We start from the raw sequence: 14756 nt of genomic DNA, 5'->3' as shown, positions 1-14756 counted from the left end.
CCATCTGGCTCATCATCTTCATCATACCCATCATGCCCTGCATATCCCCCATGCCGGAATTGCCGTCATGCTCCATCATCGGGGATTGCATGTCCGGAGTTTGGGCTTCCTGGGCATAAAGGGCTGTTGTCGCCAGTCCCGCGACCATCATTGTGGCAATAGCGGTGAGTTTGATTGACTTACGCATCTTTAACATTCCTTTCGGTTGTGGACTCATGTCCCGACTGCGGAGTTAAAGACGCTATATTTGCGCCTGATGCAGCCGGGGACCTTCCGGCCTCATTGCCGGGAAGACTGTTTTTCGGGATTTCATCGGAGGAAGGGGCGATATCGCTGGCGCTCTTTTTCGACGAACAGGCCTTTTTGTTCATGCATAAACCCAGCGCACACATGGCTACGCAAGGCAGAACAGAAAGGAGCAAAGGTGCAATGCCGACCGCAACCATCCAGCTCCAGTTAAATGCAAGCCCAGCGACAAGGGCAGTTCCAGCCAGCACAAATACACCGCGACGTCCCTTCAGGTAATATCGAACGGCATGAACCACGTCATGCCCAAGCGAGGTATTACCGGATTTGGCTTGTTGTATCTCGGTCATAGGAGTTCCTTCCTCAATCGGTGTAGATGTGGGATTTAAGAAAATCTATCATCTCTGCTGTCGCCCATTCGGTCGGTCCGACAAGTCGACCAAGCTCGCGGCCGTTCCTGTCAATCAGAAGCGTCGTCGGTAAACCGGGGATGCCCAGAGCCGTCGTGGTTTTCATGGTTGGATCGATGAAGAGGTCCAGATTCCGGATGCCGATTTCGCTATAGAAATCCTGCACGACATCCGCTCCGGCCCGGTCGATCGACAAGGCAACGACTTTGAACTCCGAACTGCCGAGTTCGGCCTGCAGGGCATCCAGGGTCGGCATTTCCTCGCGGCAAGGAACACACCAGGTAGCCCAGACATTCAGCAAGACGACCGTTCCCTCGAAATCACTCAGTGTCATGGGTTGACCTTCGGCGTTTTCGAACCCGAATTCGGGAAGAGGCCGGGGAACGTCATGCATGACAAACGAGCGCTGTTGTCTCTGCCTTACATTGTCCGCTGCCTGATCGGTGACATTCTTCTCGTTGCGTAACGAAACTATGGTCAATGTGGTAACAACCACCAGTATGATGCCAGCGGCAAACCCCACTTTCAGGTTCATATGCACCAAGAGGCTCTTCATCGAGGTGCCTCCGCAGTTCCGGCACCTGAGGCCTCATTACGCAATTTTTCGACCCTTGGCAGAATGGTCTCGGCCATCACTTTTTCCGTCACCGGCCCGACATGCTTGTATGCAATGTTCCCTTTCGCATCGACAACGAAGGTCTCGGGGACGCCATAGACGCCCCAGTCGATCGCCACACGTCCATTAATATCCGCGCCGGTTCTCGTATAGGGATCACCAAGACTATCGAGCCATTCTGCAGCGTCGTCAGGTTGATCCTTATAGTTCAGGCCATGCAGTGGGACGGTGCCGTCGCGAGCCAGTTTCATAAACACGGGATGCTCTTCGCGACACGCAACACACCAGGAGGCAAAAACATTGACCAGCGACACCTCACCTCTGATATCTGTACTCGACAAACCTTGTGTTCGACCTTTTACCGGTGGAAGGTCAAATTCCGGGACCTGTCTACCCAACAGGGCAGAGGGGAGTGTGTTGGGATCAAGAGTTAATCCCTTCGCTAGGGCCACACCCAATATCAATGCTATGCCAAGCGGTAAGAAATAGATCAGCCGGTTGAACCGTTTCTGCGGGCGATGTTCTTTGGGGACTGCAATCATCTCGCCCTCCCGTCTTTAAGATTGAGATTGTGCTGGAATTCGCGTTCTTCGTCCGACCAGACACTCTTGATATAACCGAGTACCGCGATGATCTCCTCATCACTCAGCACATCCTCAAATGCAGGCATATCGCTCTCATACCCCGGCACGACAGCGCCAACCCCGAACTTGGTGATCGCAAACAGTTCCTGATCGCTATGGCGCCATGTGTGGCCACTGGCATCGTGTGGCGGCGCGGGCATCCGCCCGGTGTCAAGGCGGCGCTTCCAGTTTTTCTGCCCCTCAAGATTTGAGCCATGACACGATGCGCAAAATTCAACATAGTCATCCTTGCCCAGTGCTATCTGTTCCGGAGTGAGCGGCTTTTCGAGAAAAGTCAGATTCTCGGGCTTCGCGCTGGCATCCATCACGCCGAACAACAAAGCCATGCCGACGCCAGCCATTAATCCGGTGACCATTGATCCGGGCGATACCGCACTCATTTCCCGCCCCGAAGATATTTAAACAACGCGAGAACGCTCATGATCAGGATCGCAAGGATCAGAAGAAACACAAGACCGCCTCCTGCCATCATCAGCATCATCATCGGGCCACCCATCATCGAACCATCCATCATCTGTCCAAAACACTCATTCATTGGCGTAAACGGCAATGCCGTCCTCTCCGAACGCATAGGTTTTCAGCGTCCCGGTTTTTTCACGTGCCATGCCCGGCGCATTTGGTGGCATGCCGGGCAGCGTGATACCCGTTATATCCGGGCGTTCATCAAGCATCCGTTCAATGATCTCGGCGGGAACCAGCCCGCTTACGACATATCCGTCAATCTCGGCCAAATGGCAGCCCAGCCCTTGCTCCGGGACACCGGCGGCAACGGATCGCTTGTCGAAATCGCGATCATCGACACGGGTAACCTGATATCCATTGGTCTCAAGATATTCGCCATAGGCATCACAGCATCCGCAGTTCGGATCCCGATAGATTGTGATCGATTTGCTTCTCTCACCAGCTACTGTCACGTTCGTTTGCGCCTCTCCTTTTCCCGGAGCAAACATTGTAAATGCAGCACTTCCGGCAACAGCCAGAATCGCAACACCTGTCACAATCACTAATTTTCTCATCTGTTTCTCCATCATCATATGTTCGCAATGGCGGTCCACGTCCTGCCACCGTCTGGGCTTTGTAAAACCCCGTCGTTATTCACAATTACGAGATCATCAGCGCGTAGCGGATGAACCGCGAGTGCTGTTGCGATAACTTCTGAACGCTTTAACCAGGTGACACCCGCATCCTGCGATTGCCAAATTCCGGATGGCAATCCGGCATAAAGTGTGGCCGGTCGCGATACCGCACTGACCAGCGCACTCACAGGTTCACCCTCAGGTAAGGGTACTTTGGGAGTTGCCTGCTTTCCGGACGCAAGAGCATCCATGGCATCGCCCGGCTGAACATCCTGCCAACGGCAGAAACAATCCGGCACACGCGTTACACCGGTATCGGTTCCGGCATATAGCCAGATCCCACCCATTCCGGTTGCCAGATCGACTGAAGACAGTGCTGTCAGATCTCGCTCGGCATTCGCTAACCATGGCCGGTCCATGACAAACACCCATGACTGACCAGCATCATCGCTCTGCCATAAGCCGTCACCGCGAATGGCGGCATATATGGTATCTGGGTTTGTCGCCGCAGTTGTGATGGCAGTGACTGCCGCTTTTGGCAGTCCTTGCCCACGTACGTCCCAACTTTTCCCGCCATCTACAGACAGAACAATCCTGCCGGTATCCAGACCACCAATAACTCGGCCCGGCCGTTCCGGATGTGTTGCAAGTGTGAGAATGGAACCTGCCGACATCTCCGGCAATGTTATCCAGTTTCGATCCCTATCGCGATACAGAAGCAATGACCCGCGTGCAATAATCAGCGCATTGCTATCAAAAGCAATTGCACTGTTTGAGCTTTCACTAACCGCGGCAAGGGTTGTTGCTGGCAACAGGTAGAGGCCAGCACATGTCACGAGACCGCGAAGCAGCGCACGTCTGGAAACAGAGCCCGCGACTATGGTATTTCTTTTCATATGCAAGTTTCTCAAGGAGTTGGAGCATCAGAACGTAATCCGAATCCCGCTCACAATGATCCTATAAGGTTTGATCTTCAGAGGCCGGGCACCAGTAAAAGCGGGACGCTCAAGGCCGGGGCGGATTGCCGCCTGCTCGTTGAGTGAAGCTGAAGCTATGCTTTGGTGCATGTCGCGACTGCGCCAAGAAATACCGACCAAAGCCGACATTTTGGCACCCGTAGATCGGAAAACATGATTTCCAACCTTGTCTGAAGAAGCTGTAAGGCCCACAACAAAAATTGCGGGCACGAAGCATGTCATGAGAAATCGCGGTGATGCCCCATGACACTGATATCCTCAAACCAAAACGGATTAAGGAGATATCAGTTCAGAGTGTTGGTTCTGGGAGGGAATGGATCGGGAGAGTTTGAGCGGCCGGTAAGGCTGCCTGTCGGCCCGAAATGCTCGACTGAGGCGAGTGCAGGTATTGCAACTTGTACAGGCGAAATTGCGATAGTTGATACCTGAGGGCACGCAATATCGCAGTCCGGCATGATGTCGCCGCTGCCAGAACAATCCTGACAATTGTCCATTGCCAATTCCGCCATCGGCATCCCGACCTCCATAACAGCAGCATTGACCGTCTGGAAACTTGTCCCGACGGCAAAAGCAGCTATCAAAAGTATGGTCAAAAACCTGATGCGATTGAGCATGGTTTACTTCTATCCCAAGGATGCGATGCTGTCTATATCGAACTACAGTAAATCCTATTGCTGCACCTCTGTGCCCATATCCAGAGACTAGGAGAATTGTTGGGTTACGCAGCATTTAATAGGATTTGATTGTGCTTCATCTATAAATTGATTGTTAGCAAGTCATACCCGCAGATTAGTGAATAACTCAGCACAACAGGTTGTTCATCTGTAGCGCATAACGTGATTTCATGGCGACGAATGCAGTAATCTATTGTTTTCACCTTGCTGATGGCTCAAGCAGCAGATGTAAATTCGTGAAATAGTCTGTCTTTGCCACAATATTGCCACTTGACGAAACCGGGGGAGCCCGATATTGCGTATGTTGCAATGCATCACTAAGGAACGTTCCGTGCGCATTCTTTCCTGCTTTCTTGCAATCGCGATAGCCATGACAGTTCTGCTGTCGGGGGTTGAGGGTGTGCAAGCAGGTTCGGGACATGGCCATGACAATCATCACGGCGTCATGATCGATGTTTCTGATAGCTCGCAACATGATCGACGTGACATGCATGCGGATCTTTGCGGTATGGCGGTTTGCGGCCCGTTCGTTAAAGAAGTAGAAGGTGTTCTGTCTTCCAGCCCAACGGTGCTTGCGGTAACATACTGGTATCAGGACCTGACTTTGACTTCCGCAGATTTGGACGTTAGAGCCAAGCCTCCGCGTTCCTGAGATATTTCAGATTTTCCGAACATCCCTTTGCCTGGTTCAATCACTGTTCCTCGAATGAAACAGCGTTTTGCCTGAATTACAGCAGCGCAGACTGTTGTCGTGATTGAACATGGGACGAGGGCCTTCTTACTGAATATCTATTAGGAGCATATACATGCCCAACTTCAAGAATTCCCTTATGCGTCGCGTTAGCGTTTCAACCTTTATTCTTGGCGCGCTTGTCGGTCTTCAGTCACCTGCCTTTGCGGGTGCGGGTCATAGTGGCGGTCATAATGACGGTGCATCGGAAATCGGGGCACCCGGCGAGATATCCGATGTGCGGCGCACGATCAGAATCACTATGGAAGACAATTTCTACGACAAGGAAAAAATCATTGTCCGGGGCGGTGAAACCGTTCGCTTCGTTATCGAGAACAAGGGCGAATTTGTTCACGAATTCAACATTGGAACTGCAGCCATGCATGCAGGTCATCAGGAAGAAATGATGATGATGATGGAACATGGAGCGCTTGAGGCCGACAAGATCAACATGGACATGATGGAAATGGACATGGGGAATGGAATGACCATGAAGCATGACGACCCCAACAGCGTTTTGCTGGAACCGGGCAAGTCGGCTGAGGTGATCTGGACGTTCCCCAAGAAAGCGGAACTTGAGTTCGCCTGCAATGTCCCGGGTCACTATGAAAGCGGCATGGTCGGCAAAGTCCGCCTGCAGTAATCGGTCATCCACCTTCCTGCGCCAGAGGTTTTTCTCCCTTGGGCCTCTGGCGCACCTGATCTTTTTGGATTTCAAAAAATGAAACAGAAATTTGCCCGCAGTGCCCTTTGGGGTGTGCTGGCCGCTATTGCTGTGTCTTCGACAGCCAATGCGGCGAATTACGATCTGTCTGTTGATTACGTTACAATTGATACCGGTGAAATGAAAACCACAGGTATCGGATATAATGGGTCTTCCCCTGGCCCGACCTTGCGTTTGAAGGAAGGCGAAGAGGCTGTCATCAAGGTGACCAACAATCTTGATGAGGCAACGTCCATTCACTGGCACGGACTTATTTTGCCCTATCAGATGGACGGGGTGCCGGAAATCAGCTTTCCGGGGATTGCGCCTGGTGAAACATTCACATATCGCATTCCAGTCTCGCAAAGCGGTACCTACTGGTTCCACAGCCATTCCGGTTTTCAGGAGCCGGACGGGGCGTATGGTTCGATCATTATCGAACCCAAAAAGCGAGAACCGTTCAAGTTCGACCGGGAGTATGTGGTTGTCCTGAAAGACAAGCACCCGCATTCCGGCGCACGTATTTTGCGCAACCTCAAAATGATGCCCGATTATTATAATCGCAACCAACGCACCCTTGGCGATTTCATCAGTGATGTCTCTGAAAATGGCTTCGGTGCGACGTTGTCGGAACGTGGTGACTGGGGCAGCATGCGCATGATGCCGACCGACATCGAAGATGTTCAGGGATTTGTCGGTCTGATCAACGGGAAGTCACCAGAGCAGAACTGGACAGGCCTGTTTAAGGCCAATGAACGTGTGCGCCTACGCTTCATCAATGCATCTGCCATGACTTACTTCGACGTCCGTATTCCGGGACTTGAAATGACTGTTGTGCAGGCCGACGGCAACAACGTTCAACCGGTCAAGGTTGATGAATTCCGCATTTCGGTTGCAGAAACCTACGATGTGATTGTTCAGCCGACAGCTGAAAAGCCGTATGCAATCATGGCTGAATCAATGGGGCGCTCGGGATATGCATTCGGATCGCTGTCACCGCAAGAAGGGCTGAAAGCTGAAATGCCAGCCAGACGCATGGACGCTCCGTTGCTGACAATGGCTGATATGGGAATGGATCACGGTGACATGGCCGGAATGGACCATTCTTCGATGAGCAGCGGTAACGGAAACGGTATGGCTGGAATGGACCATTCGAATATGGCCGGGATGGATCACTCTCAGATGGCGATGTCCAAAGATGATCCTTTCTATGCCGCTGGCAGTGGTTTGACACCAAAAGCAGCGAATGGCGGCAAGTTCTTGTCTTATGCCGACTTGAAAGCACAGAAGCCCTTGTATCCGGAGCGGCCGGCAACGCGTGAAATTGAACTGCGTCTTACGGGAAACATGGAGCGCTATACTTGGTCAATCAATGGCGTCAAATACGAAGATGCAGAACCTATCCGCTTGAAATATGGCGAACGGGTACGGTTCAAGTTCGTCAATGAGACCATGATGTCACACCCGATGCATTTGCACGGGATGTGGTCAATCCTCGATACCGGTAACGGTAAATGGGATCCGGTAAAGCACACCATCAATATCAATCCAGGCATGACTGTTTATTCGGAAACCGAAGTTGATGAACCAGGGCAATGGGCGTTCCATTGTCATTTGAGCTATCACATGGCTTCTGGAATGTTCCGCAAAGTGATTGTTGAGGGCGGTCCAGCCGTCGCAGCACTTGAGAATGGAGTTCAATAACAATGAAAACCCTAACTTTGGCCGCGATTGGTGGTGGTGTTCTTGCCACGATCCTGTCCTTCTCGTTCACTGCCAAAGCAGACAATCACATCTTCTATGGCATTCAAATGGAGCAGTTTGAATACCGATCAGGTGATGAAGACGAAAATCTCTTTGTTTGGGATGGTGACGCATTTGTAGGAACCGATGAGTTGAAGCTGCGCTGGCAAGGCGAAGGCGAGCGTGATCTCAAAAACGACCTTTACGAAAACTTCGAGAACAGGCTGGTCTTGCAAACACCAATCAGTGACTTCTTTGATGCCAAGGCCGGTATTCGTCTGGATACGCCAAGCACAACAGATCGTTGGTATGGAACGGTTGGTATCATGGGGCTTGCTCCTCAATGGTTTGAAGTCGACGCTGACCTGTTTGTCAGCGAAACCGGAGACGGTAGTGCGCGACTTGATGTTGAGTACGAAGGCTTGTTGACCAATCGTTTAATCCTCACACCTTCGCTTGAGCTGAATGCAGCATTCTCTGAGGATCGCGAAATAGAGGTCGGGCGCGGGTTTTCAAGCGCAGAAATCGGACTGCGGCTTAGCTATGATCTAATCGACCGAGCCGTTGCACCGTACATTGGGGTTGCCTATGAACGCAAACTTGGCAAAACCGCAGACTTTGCAAAAGACGACGGCGAGGATTACGAAGCAACTTACCTCGTGACCGGTCTCCGCCTTCTTTTCTAAGCTTCATCTGACAGGGAGGATTTTCCTCCCTGTCTGTTTTTATCGAACCTTTTGAAGGAACCTGACACAGATGATGGAAATCGTCCACGATATGGGGCACCGTTTAACGCACTACATATCAAGCGATGCACACTGGTGGGTTCATTTTGTCTTCCATTTGGTTGTGTTTGGGGTTCCGGTTGCACTTATTATTATTCTCAGTGCAACGGGATACAGGCTTTTAAAACGCCGCAAATCTGTTCTTGCGTGGCAAGCTCAAAAGTCCTTCTCAAAGAACGGAACACCGCTCCTGCAGTACATATTCAGAGCATCATGGAAACGACAGCTAAAACTGGGCCTGCTGGCAATAACGTCACTACCGGCACTTTACATGAGTCTCGAACTACCGAAGCTAATCATCAACAATGCCATAGAGTCCGGACACTTCCCAATCATGTATATGGGTATAGAACTGTCACAGACGCAGACGTTGCTTGCACTATGCATGCTGTTCCTCTTGGCTATTGGCTTACATGGTGGATTGAAATACCAGGTCAATTTGCAATCCGGTGCATTGGCAGAACACATGTCACGCCGCCTGCGGCTCGATATCTCAAAATTCAGCTTTCGAAAGCCGTCCCCCAGAGGCGGGGAATTAATTCCGGTTATTGTTCAGGAGGTAGAGCCCGTAGCTGGGTATGCATCGGAGTCCATTGTATTACCTTTGTTACAAGGTGGCACGTTCCTGACTATTCTGGCTTTCATGCTCGTGCAAGATTTGGTCTTGGGCATCGCCGCAACAGCACTGTTGCCGCTTCAGATTTTTGTCATTCCCAGATTTCAAAAGAAAATTAATGCTTTGTCTCGAACGCGGCTGAAAGAAGTCAGGGTTCTCGGGGAGAAGATCGGGAATATCTCAAACGACCACCAGCCAAGTGCTCGGGATATTTACGGGTCATACAAACGACTTCATGATCTTCGTCTTTCTATCCACAAAAACAAGTTCGCCATGAAGTCTTTAAACAACTTTATATCTCAGATGACGCCATTCTTCTTTTACACAATAGGGGGGTATCTGGTGATAAAGGGCGACCTCACGCTCGGAGCACTAATCGCAGTATTAACTGCATACAAAGACATGGGCGCTCCGCTCAAAGAGCTCTTTCGTTACTATCAGGCGCAAGCCGATGCTCATGTCAGATACTCCGAAATCAAACCTTACATCTCCAAGGAAATCGAGATTACGGACAATCAGTTTGCAGATGTAACGGTTCTATCTGAAGCAGGGTAAAAAAAGACTTACCCATAGTTGAGGTAGGTCAACGTAACTCGATATTCAGGGGCATATGTGTTACCTTCTGCCCAGAGGGGATTTGATCAATGAATGCACAGCAAGCACTTATACGCGCCGTACTGATCCTGCTTGTCGGGATCAGTGCTATAATGCTTGCTCCCCATATTGCAGTCGCGTCCAGTGGCTCCTTTCCTGCGCATTCTGCAGAAATCAGTGATTTCGACATTGATCACCAACATGATCTGACTTCGTGCTGCCCTCAGGTTTCTTGTCACTCCACATCAGCGGTCCTTACCGAGATTATCCTACCGATTTCCGAGTTTTCTCCTGTACAGAACGGGATAGAAGAAATGTCCCTTCAACCGGTATCTCGGTCATGGATTTTCCAACCTCCCATATTCTGATCCTCCCAAACAAATAGCGAATAACTGTTCTGGTTTCTGCGCGTGCCGATGGCTTGCGTGAAGATTGCGCGTCGGTATTCGGCACCATGCTGTTTTCATTCAGAACAGTCGGACTTAAAGGTATTTATGGGATGGCAAAGAGAAATGGAAAATATTCTCAGTTGGTTGCTTTGGGGAGCCTTCATCATATTGATGATGCGCTTTGGTTGCGGTGCTCACATGTTTGGCCACAAAAAGCACACCCACAATAAGAAACAAGCGGACGGTCATGCTGAGGCAATCCGATGGGAGCACCCTCATTCCGCCGTTGACCCGGTTTGTCATAAAACTGTCGACCCGCGCATCGCCAAAACAACCATTCATAGCGGCGACGTATTTTACTTCTGTTCAGACACCTGCCGTTCAGCATTTGAAGCGTCACCAGACAATTATGTCGGTGGCAGCGCAATCACCCGAAAAACTCATGTATCGCAAGGCTAGTTCAGCGAAATCATAGGCAGCAGCAACCTGACCAAGGTTGCTTAGTTCGCATTGTCTGACGTTTCTTCGACTACTCGATGTATACGCATAAAACAAAGGCCAGAAGGAAATGAAAAAAGAAATCAATTGGTTAAAGTACCTGGTCATCGGTTTTTTCGCAGTAGGGATCATCGCCATGACCCTGAATTCGTTTCTGCCCGGGAAAGATGACATCAAAGATATTGAGCTGACTGATAGTGGGATTGCATTACCCAGTTTCAGCAAGGAAGCAATGGTAGGAAAGCAGCTTTTCGATATGAACTGTGTTGTCTGCCACGGACGCAATGCAAGCGGCACAGAACAAGGTCCGCCGCTGATACACCGGATCTACAATCCGGGTCATCATTCAGACCGCGCATTCTACCTTGCTGTTGGAAACGGGGCGAAACAACATCACTGGCCCTTCGGCGATATGCCGCCCCAACCTCAGGTAAGTTCGGAACAGGTATCACGGATCATTCGTTACGTACGTGAGCTACAGGAAGCAAACGGCATCGCGTACCAAAAACACCAAATGTGAGGCAGGGATGGATCATCAATCAGAATACAAGAAAAACAGTATCTCGCTCGTTGGCGCGATATCCATGGGCACCGGTGTTATGATCGGGGCAGGAATTTTTGCTTTAACGGGACAAATTGCCGAACTTGCAGGAAAGTGGTTCCCGTTGTCGTTCCTATTTGGCGCACTTGTCACTGCTTTTAGCGCATATACATATATAAAGATGTCAAATGCTTTCCCGTCCGCGGGTGGGATCGGAATGATCCTTCAAAAAGCATACGGGTCAGGAGCCATAGCAGGTGGCGCAGCATTACTGATGGCCTTTTCGATGGTTATCAACGAGAGTTTGGTGGCAAGAACATTCGGAACCTATGTCTTGCGCGCATTTGACTTGACAGAGCTTGAAGTTCTTATACCGGTCTTGGGTGTCTGCCTGATCATTTTTGCATACGCTGTCAACAGAGCTGGGAACAAATCGGTTGGTGTGTTTTCAATGGTCATGGCCACACTGAAGATCGGTGGAATTGCTTTGTTTGCAATTGCAGCTCTGTGGGCTGGTGGATATTCGTTCGAGCCGTCATCAACTGACGGCGCGAGTTTTCCTCTAGCCGGTTTTGTAGCATCAATTGCTCTTTCAATTCTAGCCTTCAAAGGATTCACTACGATCACGAATAGCGGCGCTGAAATCGTGAACCCTCACAAGAATGTTGGCCGTGCGATCACGTTCTCAATCCTGATTTGCGTTGTCGTATATATTCTCGTGGCGCTCGCTGTTGGCTCAAGTCTTGGCTTGGATGAACTGATAAAAGCCAAAGACTATGCCCTTGCCGAAGCCGCAGCGCCTGCATTGGGCCCTACCGGATTTTATCTGACTGTGCTGCTCGCAGTCGTTGCGACGGCCTCCGGTTTACTTGCAAGCGTGTTTGCTGTCTCAAGAATGCTCGCGATGCTGACTGATATGGAGATGATCCCACACAGTCATTTTGGAATGTCCGGTTCAATCAAAGACCACACGCTTGTTTACACGGTTGTCGTGGCAGCGCTGTTGACAATCTTTTTTGATTTAAGCCGGATCGCTTCACTTGGAGTGTTTTTCTATCTCGTCATGGATGTGCTCATCCACTGGGGATGTTTTAAGTATCTACGGCAGGAAATAGGTGCACGCGGCTTTGTTATGATTACAGCGATTGTCTTTGACATCATCGTATTGCTCGTTTTCGCCGGCATGAAATTGCAAAGCGACCCATCCATTGTTCTCATTGCAACCTTGATGATTGTTGCTGTGTTCATTTTTGAACGTTGGTTCCTGTCAAACCGGATAAACCAATCGGCCAAGGCGCACAGTCACGATCACTCAGGACATTGATAAACCGCAGTGACATTGAGGCATAACAGCAGGAAGCAGACCATGTCTGAGCATCATCATAAAAAGCACCAGCATAATCACAGAACGTCGGATCAAGCAGAACATGCAACCGATCCTGTTTGCAGCATGTCGGTCACGCTGGATTCCGATACACCACGCTCACCGTACGGCGATGAGACATATTACTTCTGTTCCCAGAAATGTAAGAGCAAGTTCGATAGCTCTCCTGAAAGCGTATTATCCGCAAAGGAAGAGACATCTGCTGCAAACAGCGCTTCGTCATCCGCTTCTCGCCGCTACACCTGCCCGATGCATCCGGAGATCATACGATCCGAACCTGGTTCCTGTCCGATCTGCGGAATGGCACTGGAACCGATGGATATACCAACAGAAAATGAGGAACCAAACCCCGAGATTCAAGACTTCAAAAAGAGATTCTGGTTAGGCGCAGCTCTTACGGTGCCGCTGATTGTCCTAACGATGGGGCCCTTTGTTGGTTTGGGTTTCATCCGAGAAATGATTGGAGAACGCGTTACTCTTTGGGTTGAGTTAATTCTTGGAACGCCTGTCGTCCTGTGGTCTGGCTTCCCATTCATGGTTCGTGGATGGAATTCTGTGGTGAACCGTTCTCTCAACATGTTCACATTGATCGGGATGGGTGTTAGCGCAGCTTATATATTTAGCGTCGTCGCAGTGATTTCTCCTGACATTTTTCCTGATGGATTCAGAGATGCACAGGGACATGTCGGTGTGTACTTCGAAGCTGCAGCTGTCATCGTTGTACTTGTGCTTCTTGGCCAACTGTTGGAATTGGGGGCTCGGGAACGAACCGGTTCGGCAATCAAGGCGTTATTGGGTCTTGCTGCAAAAACAGCCCGCATTATTGAAGATGATGGTTCTGAACGGGAAGTTCCTCTTGAAGATGTGACCGTCGGAATGAGCTTGAGAGTTCGTCCAGGTGACAAGATACCTGTCGATGGCGTTGTCGTTGAAGGACGATCGTCAGTTGATGAATCCATGATCTCGGGTGAACCCGTTCCAATTGAAAAGAATCCAGATGATGATGTAACCGGAGCAACAATCAACGGGAATGGCAGCCTGATTATCCAAGCCAAACGGGTTGGCAAAGATACTGTCTTGAGCCAAATCGTTGATATGGTCTCTAATGCTCAGCGAAGCAAAGCGCCAATCCAAAAGGTTGCAGACACGGTTGCAGGCAAGTTTGTGCCTGCTGTTATCCTGGTTGCTTTAGTTGCCTTCGTCGCTTGGGCCATCTGGGGACCAGATCCGTCATTGTCATACGGGCTTGTCGCAGCAGTCGCTGTTCTGATCATTGCGTGTCCTTGCGCTCTTGGTTTGGCAACACCAATGTCAATCATGACCGCTACCGGTCGTGGTGCGCAAATTGGTGTGCTCATTAAAAATGCAGAGGCCCTGGAGCGATTAGCGAAGGTCGATGTGCTCATCGTCGATAAAACCGGGACTTTGACAGAGGGTAAACCGAAACTAGCAGGTGTAATCGCTCAATCAGACTATCAGGAGGAGGAAGTTCTCTCTGTCGCTGCGGCGCTCGAAAAAGGATCCGAACATCCATTGGCTGACGCCATTGTTAGTGCTGCTCAGGAGCGCGGCTTGTCCCTTGATAAGGCAGAGGACTTTGAAGCTGTAACCGGTCAGGGCGTCACCGGAAAGGTGGATGGCAAGTCGGTTGCCCTAGGTAATAGTAAACTCCTTCAGACTCTCAATATCGATCATTCTGCTGTTGATAAAACAGCAAATGATCGGCGAGATATGGGGGAGACGGTAATGCATGTCGTTATTGATGGAAGAATTGCCGGGCTCATTTCCGTAGCCGATCCGATCAAGGACACGACGTTGGAGGCTTTAAAGGCGCTCAAGAAGCAAGGCTTCAGAATCGTCATGGCAACCGGTGACAACCAACGAACAGCAAAATCCGTTGGCAATAAACTTTCCATTGACGAGATTCGGGCCGATGTCTCCCCAGAAGACAAAGCCAATTTAATTATGGAACTCAAGGCTGAAGGCCATCAGGTAGCCATGGCAGGTGATGGCGTCAACGACGCCCCTGCTCTTGCTCAGGCTGATGTCGGAATTGCGATGGGTACGGGCGCTGATGTTGCAATTGAAAGTGCTGGTTTCACCCTCGTCAAAGGTGACTTGAGCGGGATT

18 protein-coding genes are annotated in these 14756 nt (G+C 50.4%); 9 read left to right on the top strand and 9 right to left on the bottom strand.

Going from position 1 to position 14756, the window contains the following annotated elements:
* The 9 genes from AAC599_RS19760 to AAC599_RS19720 form a co-directional block, all read right to left on the bottom strand.
* Positions 1-187: hypothetical protein (locus tag AAC599_RS19760; protein ID WP_340152099.1), on the bottom strand; the 187-nt coding region annotated here is incomplete at its 3' end.
* A complete protein-coding gene (locus tag AAC599_RS19755) occupies positions 180-596 on the bottom strand; it encodes a hypothetical protein (RefSeq protein ID WP_340152098.1) in 417 nt (138 codons plus the stop codon). The genes AAC599_RS19760 and AAC599_RS19755, both read right to left, overlap by 8 nt.
* Positions 597-609: 13 nt before the next feature.
* Entirely contained in the window at positions 610-1212 is a 603-nt protein-coding gene (locus tag AAC599_RS19750; RefSeq protein WP_062956576.1) for a TlpA disulfide reductase family protein, read from the bottom strand.
* Positions 1209-1814 (bottom strand): DsbE family thiol:disulfide interchange protein, encoded by a 606-nt coding sequence (locus AAC599_RS19745; protein WP_063093935.1) that lies wholly within the window; start codon positions 1812-1814, stop codon positions 1209-1211. The genes AAC599_RS19750 and AAC599_RS19745 overlap by 4 nt, the downstream gene beginning before the upstream one ends.
* Positions 1811-2296 (bottom strand): cytochrome c, encoded by a 486-nt coding sequence (locus AAC599_RS19740; protein ID WP_063089329.1) that lies wholly within the window; start codon positions 2294-2296, stop codon positions 1811-1813. The genes AAC599_RS19745 and AAC599_RS19740 overlap by 4 nt, the downstream gene beginning before the upstream one ends.
* Positions 2293-2430 (bottom strand): hypothetical protein, encoded by a 138-nt coding sequence (locus AAC599_RS19735; RefSeq protein WP_155988749.1) that lies wholly within the window; start codon positions 2428-2430, stop codon positions 2293-2295. Before AAC599_RS19735 ends, AAC599_RS19740 begins: the two co-directional genes overlap by 4 nt.
* A 13-nt stretch (positions 2431-2443) precedes the next feature.
* Positions 2444-2932 carry a DUF411 domain-containing protein gene (locus tag AAC599_RS19730; RefSeq protein ID WP_196871077.1) on the bottom strand — a complete coding sequence of 163 codons (489 nt, stop codon included), beginning with the start codon at positions 2930-2932 and terminating at the stop codon, positions 2444-2446.
* Between the two features lie 14 nt (positions 2933-2946).
* The gene (locus AAC599_RS19725) at positions 2947-3888 is read right to left on the bottom strand and encodes a hypothetical protein (RefSeq protein ID WP_196871078.1); all 942 of its coding nucleotides are present in this window, start codon (positions 3886-3888) and stop codon (positions 2947-2949) included.
* Positions 3889-4253: 365 nt separating this feature from the next.
* Positions 4254-4583: a hypothetical protein gene (locus tag AAC599_RS19720; protein ID WP_063089330.1), complete on the bottom strand. Its 330-nt coding sequence runs from the start codon at positions 4581-4583 to the stop codon at positions 4254-4256.
* A 430-nt stretch (positions 4584-5013) separates the two neighbouring features.
* Here AAC599_RS19720 and AAC599_RS19715 point away from each other — a divergent pair, with 430 nt between their 5' ends.
* The 9 genes from AAC599_RS19715 to AAC599_RS19675 form a co-directional block, all read left to right on the top strand.
* Positions 5014-5295: a hypothetical protein gene (locus tag AAC599_RS19715; RefSeq protein ID WP_340152097.1), complete on the top strand. Its 282-nt coding sequence runs from the start codon at positions 5014-5016 to the stop codon at positions 5293-5295.
* A 154-nt stretch (positions 5296-5449) separates the two neighbouring features.
* Positions 5450-6016: a plastocyanin/azurin family copper-binding protein gene (locus AAC599_RS19710; RefSeq protein WP_114090726.1), complete on the top strand. Its 567-nt coding sequence runs from the start codon at positions 5450-5452 to the stop codon at positions 6014-6016.
* 78 nt (positions 6017-6094) lie between these two features.
* On the top strand, positions 6095-7780 hold the full coding sequence (locus tag AAC599_RS19705) for a copper resistance system multicopper oxidase (RefSeq protein ID WP_339860595.1): 1686 nt from the start codon (positions 6095-6097) through the stop codon (positions 7778-7780).
* Positions 7781-7782: 2 nt separating this feature from the next.
* Positions 7783-8505 carry a copper resistance protein B gene (locus tag AAC599_RS19700; protein WP_022733249.1) on the top strand — a complete coding sequence of 241 codons (723 nt, stop codon included), beginning with the start codon at positions 7783-7785 and terminating at the stop codon, positions 8503-8505.
* Between the two features lie 70 nt (positions 8506-8575).
* Positions 8576-9775, top strand: coding sequence for an ABC transporter ATP-binding protein (locus tag AAC599_RS19695; protein WP_022733250.1), 1200 nt, complete (start codon positions 8576-8578; stop codon positions 9773-9775).
* Between the two features lie 551 nt (positions 9776-10326).
* Positions 10327-10662, top strand: coding sequence for a YHS domain-containing protein (locus AAC599_RS19690; protein WP_064789705.1), 336 nt, complete (start codon positions 10327-10329; stop codon positions 10660-10662).
* Between the two features lie 109 nt (positions 10663-10771).
* Complete coding sequence (locus AAC599_RS19685) at positions 10772-11221, top strand: cytochrome c (RefSeq protein ID WP_101304749.1); 450 nt, start codon at positions 10772-10774, stop codon at positions 11219-11221.
* Between the two features lie 7 nt (positions 11222-11228).
* Positions 11229-12566 carry an APC family permease gene (locus AAC599_RS19680; protein ID WP_063093952.1) on the top strand — a complete coding sequence of 446 codons (1338 nt, stop codon included), beginning with the start codon at positions 11229-11231 and terminating at the stop codon, positions 12564-12566.
* A 42-nt stretch (positions 12567-12608) separates the two neighbouring features.
* Positions 12609-14756: heavy metal translocating P-type ATPase (locus tag AAC599_RS19675; RefSeq protein ID WP_340152096.1), on the top strand; the 2148-nt coding region annotated here is incomplete at its 3' end.

The sequence above is a fragment of the uncultured Sneathiella sp. genome (assembly GCF_963976355.1).
Lineage (GTDB): Bacteria > Pseudomonadota > Alphaproteobacteria > Sneathiellales > Sneathiellaceae > Sneathiella.
Note: the sequence above shows the minus strand (reverse complement) of the source record. Positions and strands in the feature narration are given on the sequence as shown.